We start from the raw sequence: 22493 nt of genomic DNA, 5'->3' as shown, positions 1-22493 counted from the left end.
CGTTCGGACGCCGTGGGCGCGCTCGAGGCCGGGGCGCGCGCTCGCGGACGCGACGCGAAGCGGCTGGAGGAGCGATCGCTCGTCGGCACGCCCGAGGAGTGCGCCGAGCAGCTCTCGCGATATGAGAGAGCGGGCGCAACCCACTGTGCCGTGATGGCCCACCCGCCGTACGATCGCGCCGGGCTCGAGCTGCTCGCTTCGGAATGCTTTACGCAGCTCCGTCACGGCCCCTAAATCCGGCGGTGGCCGGGCCGGGCGTCGGTTAGCCTGGGCCGACGATGGCGGGGGAGGCGGGTCCACCGGCTCACGGCCGGTCTCAGACCGCGCCGCTGGTCTGGGCGGCGCTCGCGGTCGTCTACGTCGTGTGGGGCTCGACCTACCTCGCGATCCGGTTCACGATCGAAACCCTGCCGCCGATGCTCAGCGCGTCGTTCCGATTCCTCGTCGCCGGCGGTCTCCTGTATGCGTTCGCGATCCGCCGCGGCGACCGCGAGGCGGACCGCCCCGGCGTGCCGCAGTGGCGCTCCGCGGCGATCGTCGGCGGTTTGTTGTTCCTCGGCGGCAACGGGGGAGTGGTCTGGGCCGAGCAGCGGATCCCGTCTGGGGTCGCGGCGCTCCTCGTCGCGACGGTGCCGCTGTGGATGGCGTTGATCGGGTTCGCGGCGCTGCGCGAGCGACTTCCGCGGGTCGCCGTCGCCGGGCTGGTGGTCGGGTTCGCCGGCACCGCGTTGCTGATCCGCCCCACCGGCGAGGGCAGCATCGACACGCTCGGCGCGCTCGTCGTCGTCGGAGGCTCACTGTCGTGGGCGATCGGGTCGCTTTACTCGCGGCGCGCGCCACTTCCTGCGCGGCCGCTGGTTTCGGCTTCGATGCAGCTCCTGTGCGGAGGAGCGATCCTCGGCGTCGTCGGCATCTTCGCCGGCGAGCTCGGCCGGATCGAACCGTCGGCGTTCTCACGCTCGTCGATCCTCGCGCTGGCCTACTTGATCGTATTCGGGACCCTCGCCGCCTTCCCGTGCTACACGTGGCTCCTCCGGTCGGCCCCGACGTCGCTCGTGTCCACGTACGCGTACGTCAACCCGGTCGTGGCCGTCGCACTCGGCTGGGCGCTCGCCGACGAGCGCGTTGAGGCGTTCACCATCCTCGCCGGCGCGATCGTCGTCACCGCCGTCGCCATGATCGTTACGGCTCGGCGAACCGCAGAGCCCGGGGAGGTCGGGGCCGGGATGCCGCCCGTCGAGGATGAAGATGTCGCGGCGCCTGGGATGTCTGATTCGCGACCACGATGATCCATTCGGGCTACCCAGATTGAGTAGTCCGGGCCTGCCGGGAGCTCCTCGTTTCTCCTGATAATCCTTCTCCGGCAAGCAAGGAGAGCTTCTTTGTCGCGAGACCTATCCCAACGGTGGGCCGAGCGCCGTCGCATGCGTCATCTCTCCAACGCACTCGATGCAGCAGGCCACCAGATCCGCGAGCACCTCGACACGGAGCGAGTCCTCCGGGCCGCCGTCGAGGCGTTGCATCGCACCCTCGAATGTCGCCGCACGAGCGCCTGGGTTCGCATCCGCGGCGACGTCCCACGCCTCGCGTTTCTGATGGGCGAGCCGATCGCCGGTCCGGCACATCCGCCGGCGGCCGTCGTCGATGCGGCGATGCGTGCCCGTGCCGGTTCGAATCAACTCGTCGGAGATCTCGCGCTCCCATTGGTCGCGGCGACCGGGGCCATGGGAGTCCTCTATCTCGAGCGAAACCAGCACCCCGGCCTCGAGGGGTGGGAGTCCGAAGAGCGCGCCTTCGCCGAAGGCATCGCGCGCGAGACCGGACTCGCGCTGCAAACCGCGCACCTTTACGAGCGGGCGCTCTCAGAGAAGGAGAAATCGCAGGCGATCCTCGCTCGCGTCGCCGATGCCGTGGTCGTTACCGATTCGGCCGGGACGATCCTGCAATGGAACCCTGCGGCCGAACGAACCTTCGACAGCGACGTGGCGGGTGCGCTCGGCCGGCGATGCTCTGCCGTGCTCGCGCTTCACCGGGGGGAGGCCGAGCTTGCGTGTGACGGCGCGTGCCCGTTGATCGATCTCGTCGAGCCGGACGCGACCCTCGGAGAAGAGCTCTGGCGCAGGCGTCCGATCGGCGATCGTCAGCCGTTGCTCGGCACCGCCCAAGCGGTCCGTGACGCGGACGGGAGGATCTCCGAGGTCGTTCACTCGTTCCGCGACATCACCCGGCTCAAGGAGGCCGATGAAGCGAAGGCCCTGTTCCTCGCGACCGCCTCGCATGAGCTCAAGACCCCGCTAACCGTTATCCAAGGATTCGCCGAGACCTTGCTACGAACAGCGGCGCCGAACGGCCTCCGCGAGGACGCCCTCCGCGCGATCGAGCGACGGGCGATCGAGCTCGACGGCATCGTGAATCGGTTGTTGCTGTCCAGTCGGATCGACGCCGGGCGCATGACGCTCGACCTCTCCGACATCGATCTCGGCTCGATCGTCGCCGAGCGCGTCGCCGCTTTCTCGCAAGCCACCCGACGGCCGGTCCAGTTCCAAGCCGGCGCCGACCTGCCTCGTGTGATCGCCGACGCTCATGCCGTCGCGATCGTCGTGGATCACCTTCTGGACAACGCGATCAAATACTCGCCGGGCGGCGAACCGGTGGACGTGGAGGTCCGTTCCGACGAGGGGCTGCAGATCGTTGTCTCGGATCGAGGGATCGGCATGGACGCCGAGCAGGTTCTCCACTGCTTCGACAAGTTCTGGCAAGGAGAATCGGCGAACGATCGCCGGTTCGGCGGCACCGGGATCGGCCTGTTCATCGTCCGGTCGCTGGTTGAGTCGATGGGGGGCTCCATCGGGGTCTGCAGCACGCTCGGCGAGGGAAGCGCGTTCACCGTTTCGCTGACGCCGGTCGGCGCGACGGCGCCGGCTCGTCCGCCGGCTCCCGAGCCCGACCCGACGCCGCGGCCCGGCGTTGGGGAAACCTCAGTGATCCGCGAATTCATGCGCCAGATGGGGGTTCCCGTAAGGAGGGAGTCATGAGGATCGCGGTCGCAGTAGTGAACCTCGTGCTCGGCGCCGTCTACACAAGCTACGGGATCATGACGATCGAGGACATGCGTCGCGGATGGAAGACGATGGGCTTCTCGCATTTCGGCGCGGCATGGATCGCGATGGCGTTCACGTGCGGGCCGCATCATCTCTTCCACGGCATCCACGCTGCGTTCGAAGGCCGTCCGGGTGGGTCGCTGGACCTTGCCGTGGTGCTGGTCGGCTTTCCGGCCGGTGTCACCTGGTTCCTGCTGCGCATCGAAGCGTTCCGCGGCGGCCGGGGCGATCGCTTCATCGGTGGCACCCCGCTATGGGTCATGGCGATCCCGACGCTGGCCGGGGTGTACGTTACCGGCCTCGTGGCCTCGTCCATCGCGATCGCAGGCGGCGGGTTCGCATTCCGCGCCACGATCGTGCCGAACGCTCTTCTCGTCGTGCTGTACTGCGCGATCGGATACTTCCTGACCCGGACGCAGCTCCGCAACCGGGGACCCCTCGGTGGATGGTCGGTATCGGGCTTGTCGCTCGCAGCCGTCTTCCCGACGTGCGCGTTCATGCATGGCGTCTTCTTCCTTTACTCGGGGACAGGACGGTACGCGCACGACGTGCACGGGTTCGCGGTCGACTGGCTCGGCGTGCCGGCTGCCGCGTACTTCCTCTTGGTCACCTGGAGGCTCTATGTCGACGCCGTGCGGGACTGGAACAAGGGTCCGGTCGCGACCCGGGAGCCGGCCCTGACGCGCTAGAGGGTCGGAGGAGCCTGCTTCGCGGCGCGCTGTGAGCGCTCGAAGTCGTCGTCGGTGAGGGTCAGGAACTCGACGGGGCGACCGCCCACGAGATGCTCGTCGATGATCTGCTCGACGTCGTCGAGCGTCAGACCGCCGTACCACACGTTGTCCGGGTAGACGACGACGGTCGGGCCCGCCAGGCATGGCTCGAGGCACCCGGTCGCAACGACCTTGAAGTGGACGAGGCTCTTCTCGCCCTGCAGATCGCGGAAGTGGCCCAGAAGCTCGGCAGAGCCGCGGGCGATGCACGAGCCCTTCGGATGGTCCTCGGGCCGCTCGTTCGTGCAGACGAACACGAACTTCTCCGGCTTCGGCATCCCTCGGATGATAGTGCAACCGTCGCCAGAGCGATCCCGGCTCTCGAGGTCGGCGCGCCGGCTTTACGTAGTAGCATCCGCTGCGGTGGAGCTGGGTCTGAAGGGTCGTGTTGCGCTCGTCGCCGCATCGAGTCGTGGGATCGGCCGGGCGTGCGCCGAGGCGTTCGCGCACGAGGGCGCCGATGTAGCCATCTGCGCGCGGGGCAAGGACGATCTGCGCGACGCGGAAGCCAAGCTCGTCGAGGTCGGCGTCCGCGTGCACGCAGCGGTCGCCGATCTGTCGATATCCGACGACTGCCGCCGGTTCGTGCAAGGCGCCGCCGAAGCGCTCGGGCGCGTCGACGTGCTGGTGAACAACTGCGGCGGGCCGCCCTCCGGCGCGTTCGACTCGTTCTCGGAGGACGACTATCGGAAGGCTCTCGAGCTCAACCTGCTCTCAACCGTACGCTGCACGCTCGGCGCGGTGCCGTTGATGCGCCGCGGCGGCTGGGGCCGCATCGTGAACATCACCAGCGTCGCCGCGAAACAGCCGCTCGAGGGCCTCGTGCTCTCGAACAGCTCCCGCGCGGCGGTGGTCGGCTTCGCGAAGACCCTGGCGACCGCTCTCGCGCGGGAAGGCATCACCGTCAACACCGTATGCCCCGGGCCGACGTTCACCGACCGCATCCGTTCACTCGCGACACAACGCGCGGAACGGGAACGGATCCCCTTCGACGAGGCGGTGAAGGCCTACCTAACCGACATCCCGATGGGGCGCCTCGGCCGGCCGGAAGAGATCGCCGCGACGGTCGTCTTCCTCGCGAGCGATCCGGCCTCATACGTCACGGGCACGACGATCCAGGTCGACGGGGGGATGGTCCGCGCGCTGATGTAGCTGCCGTGGCGCTTAGGCTTCGCGCTTCAGCTCGGCGGCCAGATGGTGCGTGAGCGGGACCCCGACGGCCGCCATCCGCACCTCGTAGCGGAGCACGTCGCCGTCCACCGTGAACGTGCGCTCCAGCGCGACGACCTCTTTCGCGGTCGTGGTCCTGGCGACCGTCTTGGATGCGACGTCGATCGTCGTGCCGTCGATCGTTCCTTCCTGGATCTCGGCGATGCCGGTCGGATGCGTGAACAGGATCTCGATGCGCCCGCCGGCCTGCGGACGCCAGTAACCGACCTCGGCGTGCATCGGGAAGCCCTTAACGGGGTGCTTCGTCTTCTGTTCGTAAAACAAGAACGGCTTGCCCGTGTGCCAGAAGCGGATCTCTTCGAGATAGGCGAAGGAGTCGATCGTCGGGTACGAGCCTTTGCCTTCTCCGCTCCAGGTTCCGAGCAAGAACGCGAGCGGCTCGACATCGGGATGCAGCGTCGGTTCCATCGAGCCGACGCTATCACGGCCTCCGGTACAGTGTCGCACCGTGAGCACCGCAACAGATCCTCTCGAAACGAAGCTCAAGAAAGCGATGGCGCAGCGGCCGCACCGCGAGTACGAGCTCCCTCCCGGACGTCAAGCTGCGGTACTGCTCATGTTCTTCGAGCGCGACGGCGAGCCGTGGTTGGTCTTCACGAGGCGGACGGATTCGGTGAAACACCACAAGGGCGAGATCTCGTTCCCCGGTGGCGCTCGCGACGACGAGGACGCCGACATCGAGGCGACCGCGATACGAGAAACCGTGGAGGAGTTGGGCGTGGACCCGGCGGACATCCGGATCGTCGGCCGGCTCGACGAGCTCCCGACGTTCGTCACGGGCTACAACGTAACCTCGTTCGTCGCCGTCGTACCCGAGCAGCATTCCTACCGCCCGAGCGACGCTGAGATCGATGAGATCATCGAGCTCCCCGTCGCCGAGCTCGCGCGGATCGGCCGGCGGGAGACGATCGAACGGCGTGGGTTCCAGATCGAGACCAACGTCTTCGACACGCGCGGCCACTACATCTGGGGATTCACCGGCGCGGTCCTGCGCTTGTTCCTGGACGAGGTCTGGCCGCTCGTCGCCGGCGAGCCGAGCTAAGGCGCGGGAGCACGCCTCTGCCGCGCCGCGCGCCCAGAAATGCCTACGAAACAGTACTTTCGAACATCCGTTCGTCCCTCAAGCCTTCTGTGGCAAAGCTAACAGCAGGGCAAGGGCGACTTTTGGAGAATCTACGGCGATACGGGCATCCACGACATAGGGGGGATCGATGCGGGGGGCTCGAACCACTTCAGTCCTGCTATTCGCGGTCGTGTTCGCCGCGATCATTCCGGCGCGCGCGGCGCTTGCCGCCGGCACCGCAGGCAGCTTCGAGGTCGACGGCAACCGTCCGGACTCCGTTGCGGGCGAGCCGCTCGACTGGTCTTCGCTGACCGCCTCGGGAGCGAGGGTCATCGAGTTCACCGACCCGAAGAGTTCGAACGGGGACGATGTCTACAAGGATGGCAGCAAGGCGCTCGCGCCCGGCGGCTGGGCATGCGCCACGAAGAAGGCACCCCCGAAGGACGACATCGTCAAGGCCGCGCTCGGTTTCAGGACGTTCGGCGGCGACCGCTTCATGTACGTGAACTGGGAGCGGTACGCAACCAACGGAACGGCGAACATCGACTACGAGTTCAGCCAGTCCAACCTCGAAGTTTGTCCCGGTCTTCCGGTGCGCACGGAAGGTGACATCATCCTCACCTACGACTTCGACAACGGCGGCGGCACGATCACGATCCGCGCGTTCCGGTGGCGCTTCACCGGGAACGGCGTCGGCGAGTACGTGGAGGACGACGCGACGCTCGTGGAGCACGTCACCTACGACGCGGAAGTCAACCGGACCAACACCACCGAGCCCGGCCTGAAGGCGGGCGCGTTCGGGGAAGCGTCTCTCAACCTCACCAAGACCATCGGCGACATCTGCCCGAAGTTCGCGAGCGCATACGTGCGGACCCGGTCGTCGACCGCGATCACATCGGACCCGAAGGACAGGACTGCGAAGCGGTCGGATATCTGCCCGCCGCCGAATCCTACGATCACCAAGACGGCGGCCCAGGCCAGCGTTGAGGTCGGCGGCACCGTGACCTTTAACATCGCCTACGGAAACCTTTCGACCGAGGGTACGGCCAGCTCGGCGACGATCACCGACACGCTTCCGGCCGGCACCGAGTTCGTGTCTTGCACCGATGGGTGCACGGTGTCCGGCGATACCGTCGCGTGGCAGGTTGGGCCGCTCGCGCCGGGAGCGAGCGACACGGTGTCGCTGACGCTCCGGGTTCTGCAGACTCCGCCGCAATGTCTCCTCTGCAACACCGCCACGATCGACAGCCCGCAGAAACCCGGCTCACCCGACGCCTCGAGCACTGCTTGCGTGCACGTGTCTCCCGGTCCGAACCCGGGGACGGCCTCGGCCAGCGGTCGTGCCACGGGGGTTCATATCTCCGATACCGGGTTCGGCATCGATCAGATCATCACCGACGTGAGCAGCTCGCAGACCGGGAAGGGAGTGGACTCGAACGATCTCTCGCAGGCGAACGTCCGGATCCCGACCTCGACGCTGTCGCCTCCGGTCCTGCAGGTGAACCTGATCCAGGGCGTTGCGACATCGCAGGTGCTGAGCACCCCGCCGACGTCGCGGCAGAACACCGTGGCGCAGGTGGCCGGGCTCAATATCCTGGATGGTGTCATCACGGCCGAGCTCGTTCGAGCGGCCGGACTCGCCGAGGCGACCGAGGACGGGTCGAACTGGAACACGCTCGGAACCGGGTTCGTGAACCTCAAGATCGACACCGATGGACGGCTCGGACCCGGTCAGCCGCAGGTCTACGACAACGTCAATCCGGGGGCCTTCATCGACCTGTCGAGCCTGTTCGGCAAGGGTCCGCAGGGGCAGAAGAGCGGGGTTACGCTCCGCAAGGTGTCGGGATCGACCACCGGAACATTCGTTTCGGACGTCACGGTGACGATGATCGACATCACCGCTTGGGATCGTGACCCACTGGCGCTCGGCCGGCAGACGACCAGCGTCCAGGTTTCGACGGCCGGTGCTCACGCGGAGCATCCCTCCGCGACGGGCTGCCCGGGCGCCGTGAGCGGCCACGCCTTCATCGCGAGCGAGACCACCGACCCCGAACTGATCCCCATCACGGTCGGCTACGTCGCGATCCCGGCGTACGGCGGCCACGACGAGCAGGCGCTGAATCAGCTGTTCTTGCCTGCCGACGGCTCGGTCGTCTCGGCTGAGCTGACGAAGTCGGTGAGCGACGGGACGCTGACCCCGACCTCGGCCTCGTCGAGCGATTACGCGGAGCTGGCGAACCTGTGCGTGCTCCGAGACGCGGTCGGTCCGGGCTGCCTCGTCGGGGCGACCCTCGTGCGTTCGCAGGTGGCGAGCTCCGACGGTTCCTCCGGGGGCGCTTTGTCGAACGACACCGGCACGCAATTCGTCGGATTGGTCGTGAACGGTCAGACGATCGCGGTCCCCGTCGCGCGCAACACCGTGATCAGCCTGGGCGCGCTCGGGTACATCGTGTTGAACGAGCAGTTCTGCGACGGAGGCAGTCTCGCGGCGCCGGGGCCGGTACCGACGTGCAGCGGGACCACGCATTCGGGCCTGACGGTGCGCGCGATCCGCGTAGTCCTGCTCGACCCGCCGCCGGGAGGCTTGCCCGGGTTGGAGGTCATCGTCGCCGAAGCCCACTCGGACGCGACGGCGCCGTAGAAGCGAGGGATGACGAGGGCCCCGGGGGGCGACGCCGGGGAAGGCTGACGCTCAGCCGGCGAGCACCGGCAACGAAACGGTCGTCCCCGAAAGGATGTCGGTGACGGCCGGCTCCGTCTCCGGCTTGAAAACCGGGAAGTCGACCGCAGCGAGCGTCAGCTCGATCCGGTGCCCCATGAGGAAAGTGTGGGCGTTCGGCCAGAGATCCAGCGCGACGGCGGGGTTCGGGCCTGCGTTCTCGACGGAACGGCATCCCCGAGTGACGAGGACGCGCGAGCCGTCGGGAGCGACGTCCCACACCTTCGCGTTCAGCTGCACCACCCGCCGGGCGGTCGTGCTCAGCAGCGCCTCGACCGCGGGAGCGCCGACCACGTCGAGGGGCGAGGACAAGGGATCGGAGAGGAACGAAGCGGTGTCGAGCGGGTTGGCTCCTTCCGGCACCGCTCGGACCGCGTCGCGCGATGCGGGCACCGGGACGCGGCCGGATATCTCGTTCGTGGCGACCGGATCGTTGGCCACGTTGATGGTGACGAGGTCGTTCACGATCGTCCCAACGGAGCCGGCGTCTCCCTGCGAGCCGGCCAGCGTGCCGTCGCTCCGCGGATGCAGCACGAGCGGTGTCGCCCCGGGGATGGGCCACGCGGCGGCCGTGCGGTGGGTCCATTCGCCGGGCAACCCCTGCGTGAGCCGCTGGGCGTAGTCGACGCGCGGACGGGCGCCGCTCGCGAACCCATGGTCGACGCCGCGGAGGAACTCGTCCATCCAGTCGATCCAGTCTTGCTCCTTGTCTGCCTCGTCGGCCGGGTCGTTCGGTCCGGCGGCGTGGCCGCCCGACGCGAACCAGTAGTGGACGGGGACGCCTGCGGCTTCGAGTGGGGCGAGGAACCGTGCCGGGTGGTCGCCGGGGAAGAGGTAGTCCTCCCACGACTGCGTCCAGTAGACGGGGACGCGGCGATCGACGAGCGGCTGCACGTAGGTCAGCGGCGACCGCGCGCGCAGGTCGTCGCTCGTCGATCCCAGGCCGGGCACGACTACGTCCTCGGTGTCGGTGTAGAGCGTCAGTCCCCAGCGCACGGCCAGCGCGTCCTCGGTGCGGGCGGCGGCCGCCTTGTAGGCGGCCACGAAGATCGCCGTGTCGAACGAGAACTTCATGCAGTCGTTCGGGTTGAGCGCCTGGTTGAGGTCGGCGAACGTGTTCCCGACCGCGACCGCCTTGACGCGTGAGTCGTTCGCAGCCGGGAGCAGAGACTCGCCGCCGCCTTGCGAGATGCCGTTGGCGCCGACGCTTTCCGTGTCGATCTGGGAGCCGAAGCTCGACTCGACCCAGTCGAGCATCTCCGAGAAATCGAGGGTGGTTCGCTCTCCGAAGAAGTCGAAGAACCCGCCGGAGTTTCCGTGGCCGCGGTGCGAGTACATCAGGAGCGCGAAGTTGCCGGTCTCGACGAACTTGATCCCGTACATGGTGTCGTAGGGGTTGTCCTTGTTGGACCCTCCGCCGTGCTGGCGCACGATGAGCGGGTAGCCCTCCGCCGGCGGGTTCCCGACCGGCACGTACACCGAAGCCTCGAGCCGGACCCCGTCGCTCATCGTCACCATGGCGTCGGTGCGGGCGTACGCGGCGTCGGCCCGCGCGACGAGCGTCGAAGCGCCGGCCACGAGCAGGAGTAGGAGCGAGAAGCGGCGCATCCAAGCGTCTTCTACGCCGCCCCGCGCGGCACCTGCCGCCCGCCGCCGAGGGCGTTTACAACCAGAAGTGCTTCGCGGCGATCCGGCGGGCGACGGCGCCCGACTCGCGGCCTTGCGATCGAAGAGCCTCGACGAGCTCGGGAACCGGCTCGAGCCCGGCTTCGCGGAGCACATGCTCCGGCTTGCTGCGTGCCTTCGCCCGGAGCGCCCCGTCCTCCGTGAGCCGTTCGAGCAGCGCCTCCAGCCGCTGGTGGCGCCGATAGAAGTCCGTGGCGGCTTCGAGCAGACGATCCGGTGGGTCGGGGAGGGCTCGCAGCCGGTCGATCAAGACCCGGAACTGCTCGAACCCGGCCGCGCAGGCCGCGCAAGCCGCGAGATGCCGATGCTTGCCCGCGGTCAGGGCGAGCCGGGCTAGCTCGGCGTCGGAAAGGTGGTCGGAAGCCATCGTTACCCTCTGGACGCCTCAGGGGGCCCGGACTCTTGCAGGGCGTCGCGAAGCCGCTTCAGACAGCGGCTGAGCCGCGCTGCGACCGTCCCCGGCGGGACGCCGAGGCTTTCGGCGACCTCGGCCTGGGTGAGGTTTCGGAAGAAGTACAGGCCGATGGTGCCGTTGCACGGCTCGCCGAGGGCGAGGACCGCCGCCCTGACGTCGAGCGCGGTTTCCAGCTCCTCCAGCTCCGCTTCGGTCCCGGGGTCGACCTCGTGGGCGACCTCGGGTCTGCGCGCCTCCTTGCGCAGGTGCTCCCGCGCGGCGCTCAGGACGACGGCGCGGAGCCAGGAACGGAACTCTCCGCGGCCCGAGAAACCCGCCAGGCCCTCATACACGCGGATGCAGGCGTCCTGGAAGACCTCCTCCGCTGCTGCGGGCGGCAGCCCGAACGCGCGCGTCGCGATCGCGTAGATGTACGCGGCGTAGCGCGAGATCAGCTCGACCCAGGAATGCTCATCGCCCGCCAGACATGCGGCGACGAGCTCGTCGTCGCTCGCGGTTTTCCGCTCGGATTGGGTCGCCGTTCGTCGGCTCGGCATCTCCGTAGGGTACGACATCTCCCGGCCGTCTTTGCCCTTCCACCGTGGCCTCTCCTCCCGTAGAGTCCCGTCCGGATGGAGAAGGCGAAGACACTTCCGCCGCTCGGCGGCGTCCATGCGGAGATCCGCCGGCGAGTCCGAGGTCGCCGGCGCCGCGCCGCTTCGATCCACGCCTGGGACCGGATAGAGCGGGCGGTCAATCCAGCGTTCTTCCTTCCGAGGCTGCGTGACGACCTCGAGATACTCGACTTCGTGCGCCGCGACGGCGAGAGCTACACGATGGTTAAGACGCCGATCGGACCCAACTACGTCCGGCTGACGGCCGACGAGCGCGCGCTCGTCGTGCAGATGGACGGGAGCCGCACGGTCAAGGACCTGGTCGTCGGCAAGTTCCGGGAATCGGGCGCGTTCGAGCTTTCGTCGGTCGCCGATCTCGTGGATGAGCTCTTCCGTGGGGGATTCCTCGACGTTCGCTATGAGCCCGTCCTCGATAACGTGATGGAGGCCAAGAAGAGACGGAAGCGGAGGCTCCCGCTGCCGGGCTGGATGCGTGAGTTCGCGGCGACACGACGCATCGAATTCCCCGGCTCACATCGCTTCTTCGATGCTATGTACCGCTGGGGCGGCCGCTTCTTCTTCGTCAAGCCGGTCGTGATCGCCGGCACGGTCGTCGCGATCGTCGGCATGATCGCGTTCTTCGTTCTGCTCGGCCAACACAAGTACACGTTGATCGGGGAGTCGGCCGCCGCGAGCGTCGGGCTGCTCTACGTCGCCGACTACGTATCGACCTTCGTGCACGAGTCGGGGCACGCACTCGCCACGATCCACGCCGGCCGCCGGGTCAATGCGGCGGGGTTCATGCTCTATCTCGGTATGCCGGCGTTCTTCATCGAGACGACCGACACCTGGATGGCGCCGAGGCGTGGACGCATGGCGGCCGCCGGCGCCGGCCCCTACATCGAGACGGTCATCGGCGGGATCGCGACCTTACTAGCGCTTTCGCTCCCGGCGAGCCCGGTGACCTTGTTCCTGTTCCGCTACGCCGTGCTGTCGTACATCGCCATCGCGCAGAACCTCGTGCCGTTCCTCCGGCTCGACGGCTACTACATCATGATGGACGCGCTCGAGGAGATGAACCTCAGAGAGCGTTCGTTCGAGTTCCTGCGGGACGACCTTTTCGGCAAGTTGCGACGCCGCGAGCGCCTCTCTCGCCAGGAGCGCATGTACACGGGATACGGGATCTTCGCCGTCCTCTTCACGGTGCTGGCGGTCGCCCTTTCGGCCCTGTTCTGGTCAAAGATCCTCAGCCAGGCGATCCGAAGCGCCTGGCAGGGCGGCTGGGTATCCCGGATCTTGATCTCGATCCTGGTGGGGTTGGTGCTCGCGCCGCTGCTTCGCGGTGTCATCCGGCTGATCCGCGCCGGGATCCGCCGTGCGCGGCCTGTGCTTCGGATCGCGCGCCGGGCGACCGAGCGGAAGTGGCGAGCAGAAGCCGTGAGCCTGTTCCGCGATCTGCCGCTCGCCGGCCCGCTCGACGACGAGGCGGTCCAGGAGATCGGCGAACACGTTCGCCTGATCCGGGTTCCCCGAGGGCAGGTCGTCATCAAGCAGGGTGAGCGTGGGGACGCGTTCTACGTCGTCCGCTCGGGCACGCTCGAGGTTAGCCACACGGAAGCGGACGGCACCGAACGATCCATCCGCCGCCGCGAGCGCGGCCGTTCGTTCGGCGAGATCGCGCTGCTCGAGGGGACGACGCGCACGGCGACGGTGCGCGCGGTGGAGCCCTCGGAGCTGTTCGTTATCGACAAGGGGACCTTCGATCGCGCCCTCGCGAACAATATCGACATCGCGGACGACGTCCGGGCCGGCCTGATCTCGGCGGCGGACCTGCGATCCTTGTCACCGTTCGCGTCGCTCGACGACGCCGACGCGTCGCGCCTGCTGCAGGGGGCCTCTTGGCACAGCTTCAAGCCCGGAGAGCGGATCGTGAAGCAGGGGGACGACGCCGACGCGTTCTACGTGATCGCCTCGGGCCAGGTAGACGTCATCGAGGATCGCCGCCGCAAGGGCCGGCTCGGAGCCGGCGACTACTTCGGCGAGGTCGCGCTCCTGATGCGTGAGCCTCGCACGGCGACGATCCGGGCGGTGACTCCCGTCCGTGCGTTGGAGCTCGAGCGGAAAGCGTTCGATCGTGTGCTGGCCAAGTCGTTCCGCAAGGGTAGACTCGCCCCGTCGAGGACGCTCAGCCGCGAGTGGGAGCACTGACGTGGACTGCTGGCACTGTCGGAAGGCCGCGCTCGGTGTCTGTCGATTCTGCGGGCGGGGGCTCTGCGAGGATCACGCTCAAGAGCACCCCTACATCCTCGATCTGTACCGCTCGAAAACCGGCGATTCCATGAAGGTGCTCGTCGTCGAAGACGCGCTTTTCTGTGGGATCTGCACGCCCCGGCCGGACCCCGTGGATATCGCCGAGCTCGATTGAGGCAAGAGAATGGGCGCGAGCCCACGTCTGGAAGACAGGGACGAAAAAGATGCCGACGCGAGGAGGTGGATACTGATGGCAGCTCGCAAGCCAGCGAAGAGGGCCCCGGCCAAGAAGGCCGCCGCCAAGCGCACGTCGACCAAGCGTGCCAGCAAGCGCACCGCGGCCAAGACCCGCGCGCTCAAGACCCGCGCGCTGTAAGGCGCACTACCGACGCAGCTGCGTACGGGCTCGGGAGGATTCCCGGGCCCGTAACGTTTGTCCGTTCCCGCCTTCGAGCCCAGCCACGTTGTGTCACGAGCTTTACATCCGCACCGTCGCTTCGGTGAACGACCGGACCCCTTCCTTCGAGCCAGACTCGCGTCAGGAAGTTCGGAGAGGTTCGGAAGGAGGAGCGATGAACGGGTACCCGAGCATGCAGCAGGCTCTGGCGGAGCAGCGCATCCAGCAGTTCCACGCCGAGGCGGCTCACGCCCGCACCGTCAAGGAGGCCCGCGCGGCGCGTCGCGCCAACCGCAGCCCCTCTCGGATCGTCGGCCTCGTCGCCGCGATCCGCGGGTTCCGGCCGGCGCCCGTGGCGGCCTACCGCCGCTGGTTCGCCAAGGGTCAATTGACTGCGACGAACCGCCCGTGCTGACACTCAGGCCATGGAGTGGCCCCTGTTGGACGGGATACCGGAGGAGCCGCGCCGCCGCGTCCTTGCGGCGGGGCGGCTCCGGCGTTTCGCCCGGGGTGAAGTCGTGTTCCACGAGGGCGACCCCGGCGACACCCTCCATCTGATCGCCAAAGGCCGGGTGGCCGTCCGCGTCACCACCCTGCTCGGGGAGGTCGCCACGCTCGCCATCCTCGGTCCCGGCGACTTCTTCGGCGAGCTCGCACTCCTGGGCCCTACGACCCGAACGGCGACGGTGACGGCGATCGAGCAAACCGAGACGGTGACGATCCATCGGGAGGAGTTCGACGCGCTCAAGCGCGAGCATCCATCCGTGGAGTCGTTCGTCGCAGGCGTGTTGGGCGCGCAGGTTCGGCGCCTTTCCGAGCAGGTGCTCGAGGCGCTGTACATCCCCGCGGACAAACGCGTCCTCCGCCGTCTGAACGACCTCTCTCGCATCTACGGAGCGAACGCGCCCGGCACGGTCGTGCCGCTGACGCAAGAGGACCTCGCTCACCTCGCGGGAACCTCGAGGGCCACGGTGAACCGCGTGCTCGGCGAGGCGCAGGAGGCCGGGATCGTTACGATCGGGCGCGGCCGGATCGACATCGTCGACCCGGAATCACTGCAACGGCGCGCCCGATAGTCTCCGCACCGCGACCTCGGTAGACTCACCGTCCATGCGTTCAGCCAACCTGACCAGAGAAGAGGCGAGCTGTCGCGCGGCCGCCGTCTCGGATCCGCGCTACCAGATCGATCTGGACTTCGACGCCGGAGAGGAGCGGTTCGGGATCCAAGCGACGATCCGCTTCCGGGGGGCAGAGCCGGGCGGATCCACGTTCCTCGAGTTCCTCGCGCCGGAGGTCCACTCGCTCGCGCTCAACGGCGTAGCGCTGGAGCCGAGCAAGCACTTCGACGGCTTGCGTATCACGCTGCCGTCGATCGCGGAGGAGAACGAGGTCCGGATCGTCGCAGAGGGCGCGTACCAGCGGGATGGGATCGGCATCCATCGGGCCGTCGATCCTGTGGACGGTGAGGTTTACATCTACACCGATGCCGAGCCCTACGACATCCACCGCGTCTACCCGTGCTTCGACCAGCCCGATATCAAGGGCAGGTTCACGTTCAGCGTCAACGTCCCCGCACGTTGGCAGGTGGCGTCGAACACCCCGCCGTCGGAGCGACCCCCCGAAGGGGAAGCCGGGATCTGGCGGTTCCCGGAGACGCCGCTGATGTCGACGTACATAACCTGCATCGCCGCCGGTCCGTACCACGTCGTCCGCGACCGCCACGGCGACATCGAGCTCGGGGTGTGGTGCCGCAAGACGCTGGCTTCCTACCTCGAGGCCGACGAGATCCTGGACGTCACGAAGCAGGGCTTCGACTTCTTCAGCGCGGCCTTCGACTATCCGTATCCCTTCGGCAAGTACGACCAGCTTTTCGTTCCCGAGTTCAACTCGGGCGCGATGGAGAACATCGGCTGCGTCACCTTCAACGAGGACTATCTCTACCGATCGAAGGTCACCGACGCGGCGCGGGAGCGCCGGGCAGAGACGATCCTGCACGAGATGGCGCACATGTGGTTCGGGGACCTCGTCACGATGCGCTGGTGGGACGACCTCTGGCTGAACGAGTCGTTCGCGTCCTGGGCGGCGATCTATTCGCAGGCGAACGCGACGCGGTGGCAGAACGCGTGGGTCACCTTCGCCGACGCGGAGAAGACGTGGGCGTACCGGCAGGATCAGCTCGCCTCCACACATCCGATCGTTGCCGACATCCCAGACATCGCGTCGACGAAGGTGAACTTCGACGGCATCACCTACGCGAAAGGCGCCTCCGTCCTGAAGCAGCTCGTCGCATGGGTGGGGGAGGATGCCTTCCTGAAGGGCCTTCGCAGCTACTTCCGGCGTCACGAGTACGGCAACACCGACCTCTCCGACTTCCTGACCGCGCTGGAGGAGTCCTCCGGCCGCGACCTGCATGCATGGAGCAAGGAGTGGCTCCAGACCGCGGGCGTCAACACGTTGCGGCCGTCCTTCGAAGGCAACGGCGACGCGTACCGCTCGTTCGAGGTCGTCCAAGAGTCCACCGACGAGCACCCAACCCTTCGGCCGCATCGGATCGCGATCGGCTTGTTCGACGCCGACGGGGATGCCCTCGTGCGGCGGCGGCGCGTCGAGCTCGACGTCGTCGGCACCAGGACGCCGGTGCCCGATCTCGAAGGCGAGCGGGTGCCCTCGCTGCTGTTGTTGAACGACGACGACCTGACGTTCGCCAAGGTACGGCTCGACGGCCGGTCGTTCGACACTCTGGTCGACCGCCTTCGCCTTCTCAGCGATCCCCTCGCGCGAACGCTGTGCTGGAGCGCCGCCTGGGACATGACCCGCGACGCCGAGATCGCCGCCCGCGACTACGTGGAGCTCGTGCTCCGAAACATCTCGGGCGAGACGGAGATCGGCGTGGTGCAGTCGCTCCTCGCGCAAGCCGCCGCAGCCATCAACCAATACGGCGAGGAGCCCAACCGGATCCCGGGGCTCGACCGGTTCGCCGGCGCGGCCCGTACGGGGATGGAAGGCTCCGAGCCGGGAAGCGACCACCAGCTCGCCTGGGCGCGGTGCTTCATCACCTGGGCCCAGTCGGACGAGCAGCGCGAACTGGTTCGCGGGCTCCTCGACGGATCTCGGACGATCGCCGGGCTGGCCGTGGACACCGACCTCCGCTGGCTGATCGTTCGTTCGCTGGCTGCGGCGGGCCTTGCCGACGCGGAGCTGATCGAAGCAGAGCTCGCGCGTGATCCGAGCGACAAGGGCCGGCGGGAGGCGGCAGCCGCCAAGGCGCTCCGTCCGTCCGAAGAGGCGAAGGAGGAAGCCTGGTCGGCGATCGTCGGCGATCCGTCGCTGCCGTACTCGACGATGCGGGCGATGATGGCCGGCTTCTCGCACCCGTCGCAGGCGACGCTGCTCGAGTCGTACCGGAACCGCTACTTCGACTCGGTGGGATCGTTCTGGGCCGAACGAGCGACGGAGATCGCGATCGGCTTCACCGCAGGCCTGTACCCGCGGGTGCTGGTCGGGCAGGACACCGTCGACGCGACCGACCGATTCCTGAGCGAGCGCGCTCCGATCCCGCCGTGCCGGCGGCTGATCGTGGAGGGACGGGACGACGTACTCCGGGCGCTACGCGCCCGGGCCAAAGACGGGGAAGCCTGACCGGTTCGCTGCTTCGAGCTAGCCGACCACGACTTGGTCGAGACCGAGGCCCTGAGCCAGGCGCGAGATGTCGCTCTCGCGGTAGCGGCGGTGCCCGCCGATCGTCGAGCCGGACTGCAGCTTGCCCTCCTCGGCCCATCGCCGAAGGGTGCTCGTCGCGACCCCGAGCATCCTGGCGGCCTCGGCGGGCAGCAGGAAGCGCTCGCGCTCGTCGGCGCTCGGCAAGATGATCGTGTCGGTGTTGTAGGTCATGGTCTCCTCCGCCGTTTTCCTGGGCAGCCGATCACAACCCCCCGCAGTGACCGACCGCCCTTGTCGATGATGGATACGACCGGGACGAGGGTTTCTTACGGTTCGGGCGGTCCGAGCGGTAAGTCGGCCCCTAACCCGGCCCGTTGGTCGGGGGCGATCAGGTCGGGAGTGATCTCCGAGATCGTGCGGCATCCCGCCAATGCCATCGCAAGGGAGAGCTCGTCCCGAAGCATCCCGAGGACCCTCGCCACCCCTTCCGAGCCGTCGGCGGCGAGGCCCCAGAGCTGCGGGCGGCCCACGGCCACCGCGTCGGCCCCCATGGCGATGGCTTTGAGCACGTCCGTCCCTCGCCGAACGCCGCCGTCGAGGATGATCGCGGTCTGCCCTCCTACCGCCGCGGCGATCTCCGGCAGGGCGTCCAGCGACGCGATCGATGTATCGAGCTGCCGGCCGCCGTGGTTCGAGACCCAGATCCCTTCCACGCCCAGGTCGAGCGCCCGGCGGGCATCGTCCGCTCGCACGATGCCTTTCAGGATCATGGGCATCGGGGCGAGCGCTCGCAGCCAAGCCAGGTCGTCCCAGTTGAGCGTCGGCGTCTGCAGCGTCGCCACCCAGCTGGAGAGCGCGCTGCCTTGCTCGCTCGGGGTGGCCGTCGAAGACTCGAAGTTGGCGAAGCGCACGTCCTCGGGGAGCGTGAACGTGTTGCGGAAGTCGCGTTCCCGGCGGCCGAGCAGCGGCACGTCCACGGTGACGACCAGGGCGGTGTACCCGGCCTCGTAGGCACGCTTGACGAGCATCTCGGTCACCGATCGATCGGAGTAGCAGTAGAGCTGGAACCAGCCTGGCGACCCGGGGACGGCCGCAGCGACATCCTCCATGGTGACCGTCGAGATGCTCGACAGCGTCATCAGCGCGCCCACGGAGGACGCTCCGCGCGCCGTCGCGAGCTCTCCCTCGGGGTGCGCGAGCTTGTGCATGGACGTCGGCGCCAGGATGACCGGGAACGGGAGCGACCGTCCGAGCACGCTGGTCGAGAGGTCTCGCTCGGCAACATCGACGAGCACCCGGTAGCGCAAGAACCGCCGACGGAAGGCCTCGCGGTTCTCCCGCAGCGTGATCTCGTCCTCGGCCCCGCCCGCGTAGTAGTCGTAGGCCATCTGGGTGAGGCGCTCGCGTGCGATGGCCTCGAATTCTTCGACGTTCACCGGGACGGTCATGGGCGCGCGAGCATAGCGGAAACCCAGCTCCGTGCGGGAGCGGATCCGGCCGCTAGCCTTTCGGAGGATGGACGACGTCGTCGCGCACGCTCGCATCGGGCTCGTCGGATCAGGCGAGTTCACCCCGGCGATGGAGGACATCGATCGTGAGATCCTCACGACGCTTCCGCCACACCCCCGGGTCGTGATCCTCCCGACCGCGGCCGGGGGAGAGGATCCCGACGACTGGGCCTACCGCGGCGTCGAGCACTTCACGCGACTCGGCGCGCGGACGGTCGCACTGATGGTGCTCAACTGGTCGCACGCCGAGGATCCGCAGAACGTCGCCGAGGTCTCCTCGGCCGACCTCGTGTACCTATCGGGCGGGAAGCCGGCGCGGCTGCTCGCGGCGCTCGAGGGATCGCCGCTGTGGAGCGGGGTCCTGCAAGCGCGGCGCAACGGCGGCTGGATCGTCGGCGCCAGCGCGGGGGCGATGGTGCTCGGCGACTGGACGCTCGTGCACGCGCCGGGCTCGGGGTACGGAACGCCGACCACGTGGACGATCGGCCTCGGCATCCTCCAGGGCATCGCCGTCGTTCCGCACTACGACCGGTGGGATGAAGCGGAGCGGCTCGCCGATGAGATCGCCCCCTCCTGCATGGTGTTCGGCATCGCGGAGGACTCGGCGGTGCTGCTCGACGAGGGACACGGCCGGGCGCTCGGGCGCGGCGAGGCGCTGATCCGTACGGGCGACGACACCCGATGGCTTGTGCCCGGCGATCGCTTCGAACTGCCGGCCGCGCGCGGCGGCTGAGGGCTCAACCGATCCAGCGGGAGATAACGCCGACGACTTCGTCGAGCACGTCCGCGCCGGTGCGTCCGCGAACCTTCAGCCCGTGGTCGCCCCCCTCGATGCGATGGAGCGTCGCGGACGGCAGCGACGCGACGGTTCGCTCGAGCAGCTCGGGCGTCGCGAACGGATCTCGCGTTCCCCAGATGAAGAGCATCGGTACCGCGATCCGCGTGAGGTGGGCGTCGCGCAACCGCTCGGGTTTCCCGGGCGGATGCAAGGGATAGCTCTGAAACACCAGACCGGCGGCCGGGAAGCCGTCCGAGACGATATGTGAAGCGATCCTGCCGCCCATCGACCCGCCGCCGAGATAGAGCCGAGCCGCCGACGCCGAAAGCTCTTTCGCGACGGCCCAGTAGCACGCTTCGAGCTTCTCCTGACGATCGGGCGCCTTCCTTCCGGCCTCGCGGTACGGGAAGTTGAACCGCACGACCTCGATCCCGTTCGCGGCGAGCCCCTCAGCCATCCCGGTGAGCTGGGGGTGGTTCATGTCGCCACCGGCACCGTGCGCGAGGACGAGCTTCGCCCTGGGTTCGCCGTCCGTCACGCTGCGAGCGCCCGATACTTCGCCGTCCCGCCAGGTGAAGGTGAGCGGCTCGGCGGGACGGTGAGTCATCGCAGGACGGCTTGCACGGTGTGTCGCCACGACGGGGGGAAGACGCGATCGGCGACGGCACGGTCGAACGCGGCGGCCGCCTCCGCCAGCCGGCGCCCGGTCGCGCGGGCAACGCGGCTGCGCGCCAGCCGCTCCGACTCGCCGACGAAGTAGTAGTTGAGCCCGAGCGTCAGCACCCACGCCCACGATGCGGTCCCGACGCGCACCTCGGTGAACCCGGCGTCGCGTGCGAGGCGCTCGACGTCGGCCGGCGCGAAGGTGTGCAGGTTCGCGGCGATCGAGGCCATCTCCCACCGTTCGTGCTCCGCATCCTTCTCACGCCGCCGGAGCTTCCGCCACGCCTCGATCACGCGGTACGCCGTGCCCACGACCGCAGCGACCTGCTTCTCGCCGGGAGCCGTCGGCTCCGCGAGCACGACCGCGGTCCCGCCCGGCGAGAGCACGCGCCGGATCTCGCTCATCATGGCCCCCGGCGAAGGGACGTGGTGCAGAGCTCCGCGGGCAACGACGAGGTCGAAGGCATCCGCCGCGTACGGCAGCCGCTCCGCGTCGGCGAGCGCGATCCGAATGGTCGCATCGGCGGCGTCTGCGTTGTCCCGGCAGCGCTCGAGCATCTTGGTCGACAGGTCGGTCGCGTGGATCTCGTCGGCGAGCCCGGCCACCGCGAGCCCGATCGCCGCGTACCCGGTGCCGCAGGCCAGATCCAGCGCGCGGCGCGCGCGCACCGGTCCTCCGACAACGCGCTGCAGGTCGCGCTCGACGTCGCGGCCGACCCGGCCGTCGAACGCGATCAGGAACCGGTCGTCGTAGAACGCGGCCTCGCGGTCGTGGACCAGCGCGTTGAGCTCCTTGGCGTCCATCGCGGCCGGAGTATACGGCGCGATGAGCCAACCCCTCTCGACCGCGACGTCTTCGGCGCGAGGCGGCCGACGGCCGCGAGCTGCCGTTGATTCCGTCGCCCGGTTGCGGGAGAACAGGCGTCGCCTTCTCCTCCCCACGTGAGGAGGAACACCATGCGACCGTTCTCCCCGGAGGCTCTGGAGCTCGCACGATCTCGAAGGGCAACCGGCCCTTCGCGGCGCGCGAGCAAGCGTCTCGTCACGATCGTCGTGCTGTCGGGCGCGCTGCTGCTGGGGCTGGCGACCCCAGTGGTCGCTCTCGGCTGACGACCCCCCCCCCCCCCCCCCCCCCCCCGGCCCCCTTCGAAGCCTCGCCCGGCGCTCGGGTATCGTCCCGGAGTGATCACCGGCGCCTTTACCTGAGCGACCGGCCCCGCTGTAGACTCTTATGGCTCGCTCAACCGAGCGCGCAACCCGACGAGGACGCGATATGGCACGACCACGCAGAGGACCGGCGCCGCGTGCCGGCGGCGCAAGTGGCCGGAGCGGCCGTCCCGGCGGCGGCCGTCCCGGCACGGGCGCCAAGCGGCCCGGCTCTCGTCAGGCGCGCCTCGAGAAGAAACAGCAGCAGCGAACGAAGCAGCTCGCTCGCGCCGGCGATTCGAAGGAAGACGCGATCGAATTCGACGGCACGATCGTCGAGGCGCTGCCGAACGTGATGTTCCGGATCGACCTCGACAACGGCCATCGCATCCTCGGCCACATCTCCGGGAAGATGCGCAAGCACTACATCCGCATCCTGCCGGGCGACCGGGTGAAGATCGAGCTCTCGGCGTACGACCTCACGCGCGGGCGCATCATCTACCGGTACCGCTAA

The 22493-nt window shown here is 68.4% G+C and carries 25 protein-coding genes; 16 read left to right on the top strand and 9 right to left on the bottom strand.

Annotation, left to right across the window (positions count from 1 at the left end):
- The 4 genes from WEB06_20605 to WEB06_20590 all read left to right on the top strand — a co-directional run.
- Positions 1 to 234, top strand: a 234-nt coding sequence (locus WEB06_20605) for a hypothetical protein (GenBank protein MEX2558021.1), incomplete at its 5' end; no start/stop codon positions are given.
- A 44-nt stretch (positions 235 to 278) separates the two neighbouring features.
- Positions 279 to 1289, top strand: a complete 1011-nt coding sequence (locus WEB06_20600; GenBank protein MEX2558020.1) for an EamA family transporter — start codon at positions 279 to 281, stop codon at positions 1287 to 1289.
- 93 nt (positions 1290 to 1382) lie between these two features.
- Positions 1383 to 3035 (top strand): ATP-binding protein, encoded by a 1653-nt coding sequence (locus WEB06_20595; GenBank protein MEX2558019.1) that lies wholly within the window; start codon positions 1383 to 1385, stop codon positions 3033 to 3035.
- Positions 3032 to 3790 carry a hypothetical protein gene (locus WEB06_20590; protein ID MEX2558018.1) on the top strand — a complete coding sequence of 253 codons (759 nt, stop codon included), beginning with the start codon at positions 3032 to 3034 and terminating at the stop codon, positions 3788 to 3790. Before WEB06_20595 ends, WEB06_20590 begins: the two co-directional genes overlap by 4 nt.
- On the opposite strand, the gene WEB06_20585 is transcribed toward WEB06_20590, so the two are convergent.
- Complete coding sequence (locus WEB06_20585) at positions 3787 to 4149, bottom strand: (2Fe-2S) ferredoxin domain-containing protein (GenBank protein ID MEX2558017.1); 363 nt, start codon at positions 4147 to 4149, stop codon at positions 3787 to 3789. The two genes, WEB06_20590 and WEB06_20585, sit on opposite strands and share 4 nt — an antisense overlap.
- Before the next feature lie 85 nt (positions 4150 to 4234).
- Between WEB06_20585 and WEB06_20580 the strand changes: the two genes are divergently transcribed.
- Entirely contained in the window at positions 4235 to 5023 is a 789-nt protein-coding gene (locus WEB06_20580) for an SDR family oxidoreductase (GenBank protein ID MEX2558016.1), read from the top strand.
- A gap of 12 nt (positions 5024 to 5035) precedes the next feature.
- Here the strand turns inward: WEB06_20580 and WEB06_20575 are convergent, their stop codons facing one another.
- A complete protein-coding gene (locus tag WEB06_20575) occupies positions 5036 to 5509 on the bottom strand; it encodes an FABP family protein (GenBank protein ID MEX2558015.1) in 474 nt (157 codons plus the stop codon).
- A 40-nt stretch (positions 5510 to 5549) separates the two neighbouring features.
- On the opposite strand from WEB06_20575, the gene WEB06_20570 reads away from it, so the two are divergent.
- Positions 5550 to 6143: a CoA pyrophosphatase gene (locus tag WEB06_20570; protein ID MEX2558014.1), complete on the top strand. Its 594-nt coding sequence runs from the start codon at positions 5550 to 5552 to the stop codon at positions 6141 to 6143.
- A 169-nt stretch (positions 6144 to 6312) separates the two neighbouring features.
- Positions 6313 to 8805, top strand: coding sequence for a DUF11 domain-containing protein (locus tag WEB06_20565; protein MEX2558013.1), 2493 nt, complete (start codon positions 6313 to 6315; stop codon positions 8803 to 8805).
- Between the two features lie 51 nt (positions 8806 to 8856).
- Here the strand turns inward: WEB06_20565 and WEB06_20560 are convergent, their stop codons facing one another.
- From WEB06_20560 to WEB06_20550, 3 genes are read right to left on the bottom strand one after another with little or no spacing between them, the layout of a single operon-like run.
- On the bottom strand, positions 8857 to 10491 hold the full coding sequence (locus WEB06_20560) for a CocE/NonD family hydrolase (GenBank protein MEX2558012.1): 1635 nt from the start codon (positions 10489 to 10491) through the stop codon (positions 8857 to 8859).
- Between the two features lie 55 nt (positions 10492 to 10546).
- The gene (locus WEB06_20555; protein ID MEX2558011.1) at positions 10547 to 10936 is read right to left on the bottom strand and encodes a hypothetical protein; all 390 of its coding nucleotides are present in this window, start codon (positions 10934 to 10936) and stop codon (positions 10547 to 10549) included.
- Between the two features lie 2 nt (positions 10937 to 10938).
- On the bottom strand, positions 10939 to 11520 hold the full coding sequence (locus tag WEB06_20550) for a sigma-70 family RNA polymerase sigma factor (GenBank protein MEX2558010.1): 582 nt from the start codon (positions 11518 to 11520) through the stop codon (positions 10939 to 10941).
- Between the two features lie 75 nt (positions 11521 to 11595).
- On the opposite strand from WEB06_20550, the gene WEB06_20545 reads away from it, so the two are divergent.
- The 6 genes from WEB06_20545 to pepN all read left to right on the top strand — a co-directional run bounded on the left by WEB06_20545 (position 11596) and on the right by pepN (position 17863).
- Positions 11596 to 13785 carry a cyclic nucleotide-binding domain-containing protein gene (locus WEB06_20545; GenBank protein ID MEX2558009.1) on the top strand — a complete coding sequence of 730 codons (2190 nt, stop codon included), beginning with the start codon at positions 11596 to 11598 and terminating at the stop codon, positions 13783 to 13785.
- A 1-nt stretch (position 13786) separates the two neighbouring features.
- On the top strand, positions 13787 to 14002 hold the full coding sequence (locus WEB06_20540; GenBank protein ID MEX2558008.1) for a hypothetical protein: 216 nt from the start codon (positions 13787 to 13789) through the stop codon (positions 14000 to 14002).
- A gap of 75 nt (positions 14003 to 14077) precedes the next feature.
- Positions 14078 to 14203: a hypothetical protein gene (locus WEB06_20535; GenBank protein MEX2558007.1), complete on the top strand. Its 126-nt coding sequence runs from the start codon at positions 14078 to 14080 to the stop codon at positions 14201 to 14203.
- Between the two features lie 196 nt (positions 14204 to 14399).
- A complete protein-coding gene (locus WEB06_20530) occupies positions 14400 to 14639 on the top strand; it encodes a hypothetical protein (GenBank protein ID MEX2558006.1) in 240 nt (79 codons plus the stop codon).
- Between the two features lie 10 nt (positions 14640 to 14649).
- Positions 14650 to 15300: a Crp/Fnr family transcriptional regulator gene (locus WEB06_20525; protein MEX2558005.1), complete on the top strand. Its 651-nt coding sequence runs from the start codon at positions 14650 to 14652 to the stop codon at positions 15298 to 15300.
- Positions 15301 to 15334: 34 nt separating this feature from the next.
- Entirely contained in the window at positions 15335 to 17863 is a 2529-nt protein-coding gene (gene pepN, locus WEB06_20520) for an aminopeptidase N (protein ID MEX2558004.1), read from the top strand.
- Between the two features lie 18 nt (positions 17864 to 17881).
- Here the strand turns inward: pepN and WEB06_20515 are convergent, their stop codons facing one another.
- Together WEB06_20515 and WEB06_20510 are read right to left on the bottom strand one after the other, a co-directional pair.
- Positions 17882 to 18115, bottom strand: a complete 234-nt coding sequence (locus WEB06_20515; protein MEX2558003.1) for a helix-turn-helix domain-containing protein — start codon at positions 18113 to 18115, stop codon at positions 17882 to 17884.
- A gap of 95 nt (positions 18116 to 18210) precedes the next feature.
- Positions 18211 to 19332 (bottom strand): alpha-hydroxy acid oxidase, encoded by a 1122-nt coding sequence (locus tag WEB06_20510; GenBank protein ID MEX2558002.1) that lies wholly within the window; start codon positions 19330 to 19332, stop codon positions 18211 to 18213.
- Positions 19333 to 19399: 67 nt separating this feature from the next.
- On the opposite strand from WEB06_20510, the gene WEB06_20505 reads away from it, so the two are divergent.
- Complete coding sequence (locus tag WEB06_20505; protein MEX2558001.1) at positions 19400 to 20125, top strand: Type 1 glutamine amidotransferase-like domain-containing protein; 726 nt, start codon at positions 19400 to 19402, stop codon at positions 20123 to 20125.
- A 4-nt stretch (positions 20126 to 20129) separates the two neighbouring features.
- On the opposite strand, the gene WEB06_20500 is transcribed toward WEB06_20505, so the two are convergent.
- Together WEB06_20500 and WEB06_20495 are read right to left on the bottom strand one after the other, a co-directional pair.
- Positions 20130 to 20777, bottom strand: a complete 648-nt coding sequence (locus WEB06_20500) for an alpha/beta family hydrolase (GenBank protein MEX2558000.1) — start codon at positions 20775 to 20777, stop codon at positions 20130 to 20132.
- Complete coding sequence (locus WEB06_20495) at positions 20774 to 21637, bottom strand: methyltransferase domain-containing protein (protein ID MEX2557999.1); 864 nt, start codon at positions 21635 to 21637, stop codon at positions 20774 to 20776. Before WEB06_20495 ends, WEB06_20500 begins: the two co-directional genes overlap by 4 nt.
- Positions 21638 to 21790: 153 nt before the next feature.
- Between WEB06_20495 and WEB06_20490 the strand changes: the two genes are divergently transcribed.
- On the top strand, positions 21791 to 21943 hold the full coding sequence (locus WEB06_20490) for a hypothetical protein (protein ID MEX2557998.1): 153 nt from the start codon (positions 21791 to 21793) through the stop codon (positions 21941 to 21943).
- A gap of 349 nt (positions 21944 to 22292) precedes the next feature.
- Positions 22293 to 22493, top strand: coding sequence for a translation initiation factor IF-1 (infA, locus tag WEB06_20485; protein MEX2557997.1), 201 nt, complete (start codon positions 22293 to 22295; stop codon positions 22491 to 22493).

This window comes from Actinomycetota bacterium, assembly GCA_040905475.1.
In the GTDB taxonomy this organism is placed as follows: Bacteria; Actinomycetota; AC-67; order AC-67; family AC-67; genus DATFGK01.
The sequence above is the reverse complement of the archived record's forward strand: the minus strand, read 5'-3'. Positions and strand labels throughout refer to the sequence as shown.

Coding starts and splice junctions, on each gene's coding strand:
- WEB06_20560 (MEX2558012.1), bottom strand. CDS start 10,491: ATGCGCCGCTTCTCGCTCCTACTCCTGCTCGTGGCCGGCGCTTCGACG.
- WEB06_20585 (MEX2558017.1), bottom strand. CDS start 4,149: ATGCCGAAGCCGGAGAAGTTCGTGTTCGTCTGCACGAACGAGCGGCCC.
- WEB06_20510 (MEX2558002.1), bottom strand. CDS start 19,332: ATGACCGTCCCGGTGAACGTCGAAGAATTCGAGGCCATCGCACGCGAG.
- WEB06_20590 (MEX2558018.1), top strand. CDS start 3,032: ATGAGGATCGCGGTCGCAGTAGTGAACCTCGTGCTCGGCGCCGTCTAC.
- WEB06_20500 (MEX2558000.1), bottom strand. CDS start 20,777: ATGACTCACCGTCCCGCCGAGCCGCTCACCTTCACCTGGCGGGACGGC.
- WEB06_20555 (MEX2558011.1), bottom strand. CDS start 10,936: ATGGCTTCCGACCACCTTTCCGACGCCGAGCTAGCCCGGCTCGCCCTG.
- WEB06_20550 (MEX2558010.1), bottom strand. CDS start 11,520: ATGCCGAGCCGACGAACGGCGACCCAATCCGAGCGGAAAACCGCGAGC.
- pepN (MEX2558004.1), top strand. CDS start 15,335: ATGCGTTCAGCCAACCTGACCAGAGAAGAGGCGAGCTGTCGCGCGGCC.
- WEB06_20545 (MEX2558009.1), top strand. CDS start 11,596: ATGGAGAAGGCGAAGACACTTCCGCCGCTCGGCGGCGTCCATGCGGAG.
- WEB06_20535 (MEX2558007.1), top strand. CDS start 14,078: ATGGCAGCTCGCAAGCCAGCGAAGAGGGCCCCGGCCAAGAAGGCCGCC.
- WEB06_20525 (MEX2558005.1), top strand. CDS start 14,650: ATGGAGTGGCCCCTGTTGGACGGGATACCGGAGGAGCCGCGCCGCCGC.
- WEB06_20600 (MEX2558020.1), top strand. CDS start 279: ATGGCGGGGGAGGCGGGTCCACCGGCTCACGGCCGGTCTCAGACCGCG.
- WEB06_20505 (MEX2558001.1), top strand. CDS start 19,400: ATGGACGACGTCGTCGCGCACGCTCGCATCGGGCTCGTCGGATCAGGC.
- WEB06_20490 (MEX2557998.1), top strand. CDS start 21,791: ATGCGACCGTTCTCCCCGGAGGCTCTGGAGCTCGCACGATCTCGAAGG.
- WEB06_20565 (MEX2558013.1), top strand. CDS start 6,313: ATGCGGGGGGCTCGAACCACTTCAGTCCTGCTATTCGCGGTCGTGTTC.
- WEB06_20495 (MEX2557999.1), bottom strand. CDS start 21,637: ATGGACGCCAAGGAGCTCAACGCGCTGGTCCACGACCGCGAGGCCGCG.
- WEB06_20530 (MEX2558006.1), top strand. CDS start 14,400: ATGAACGGGTACCCGAGCATGCAGCAGGCTCTGGCGGAGCAGCGCATC.
- WEB06_20515 (MEX2558003.1), bottom strand. CDS start 18,115: ATGACCTACAACACCGACACGATCATCTTGCCGAGCGCCGACGAGCGC.
- WEB06_20575 (MEX2558015.1), bottom strand. CDS start 5,509: ATGGAACCGACGCTGCATCCCGATGTCGAGCCGCTCGCGTTCTTGCTC.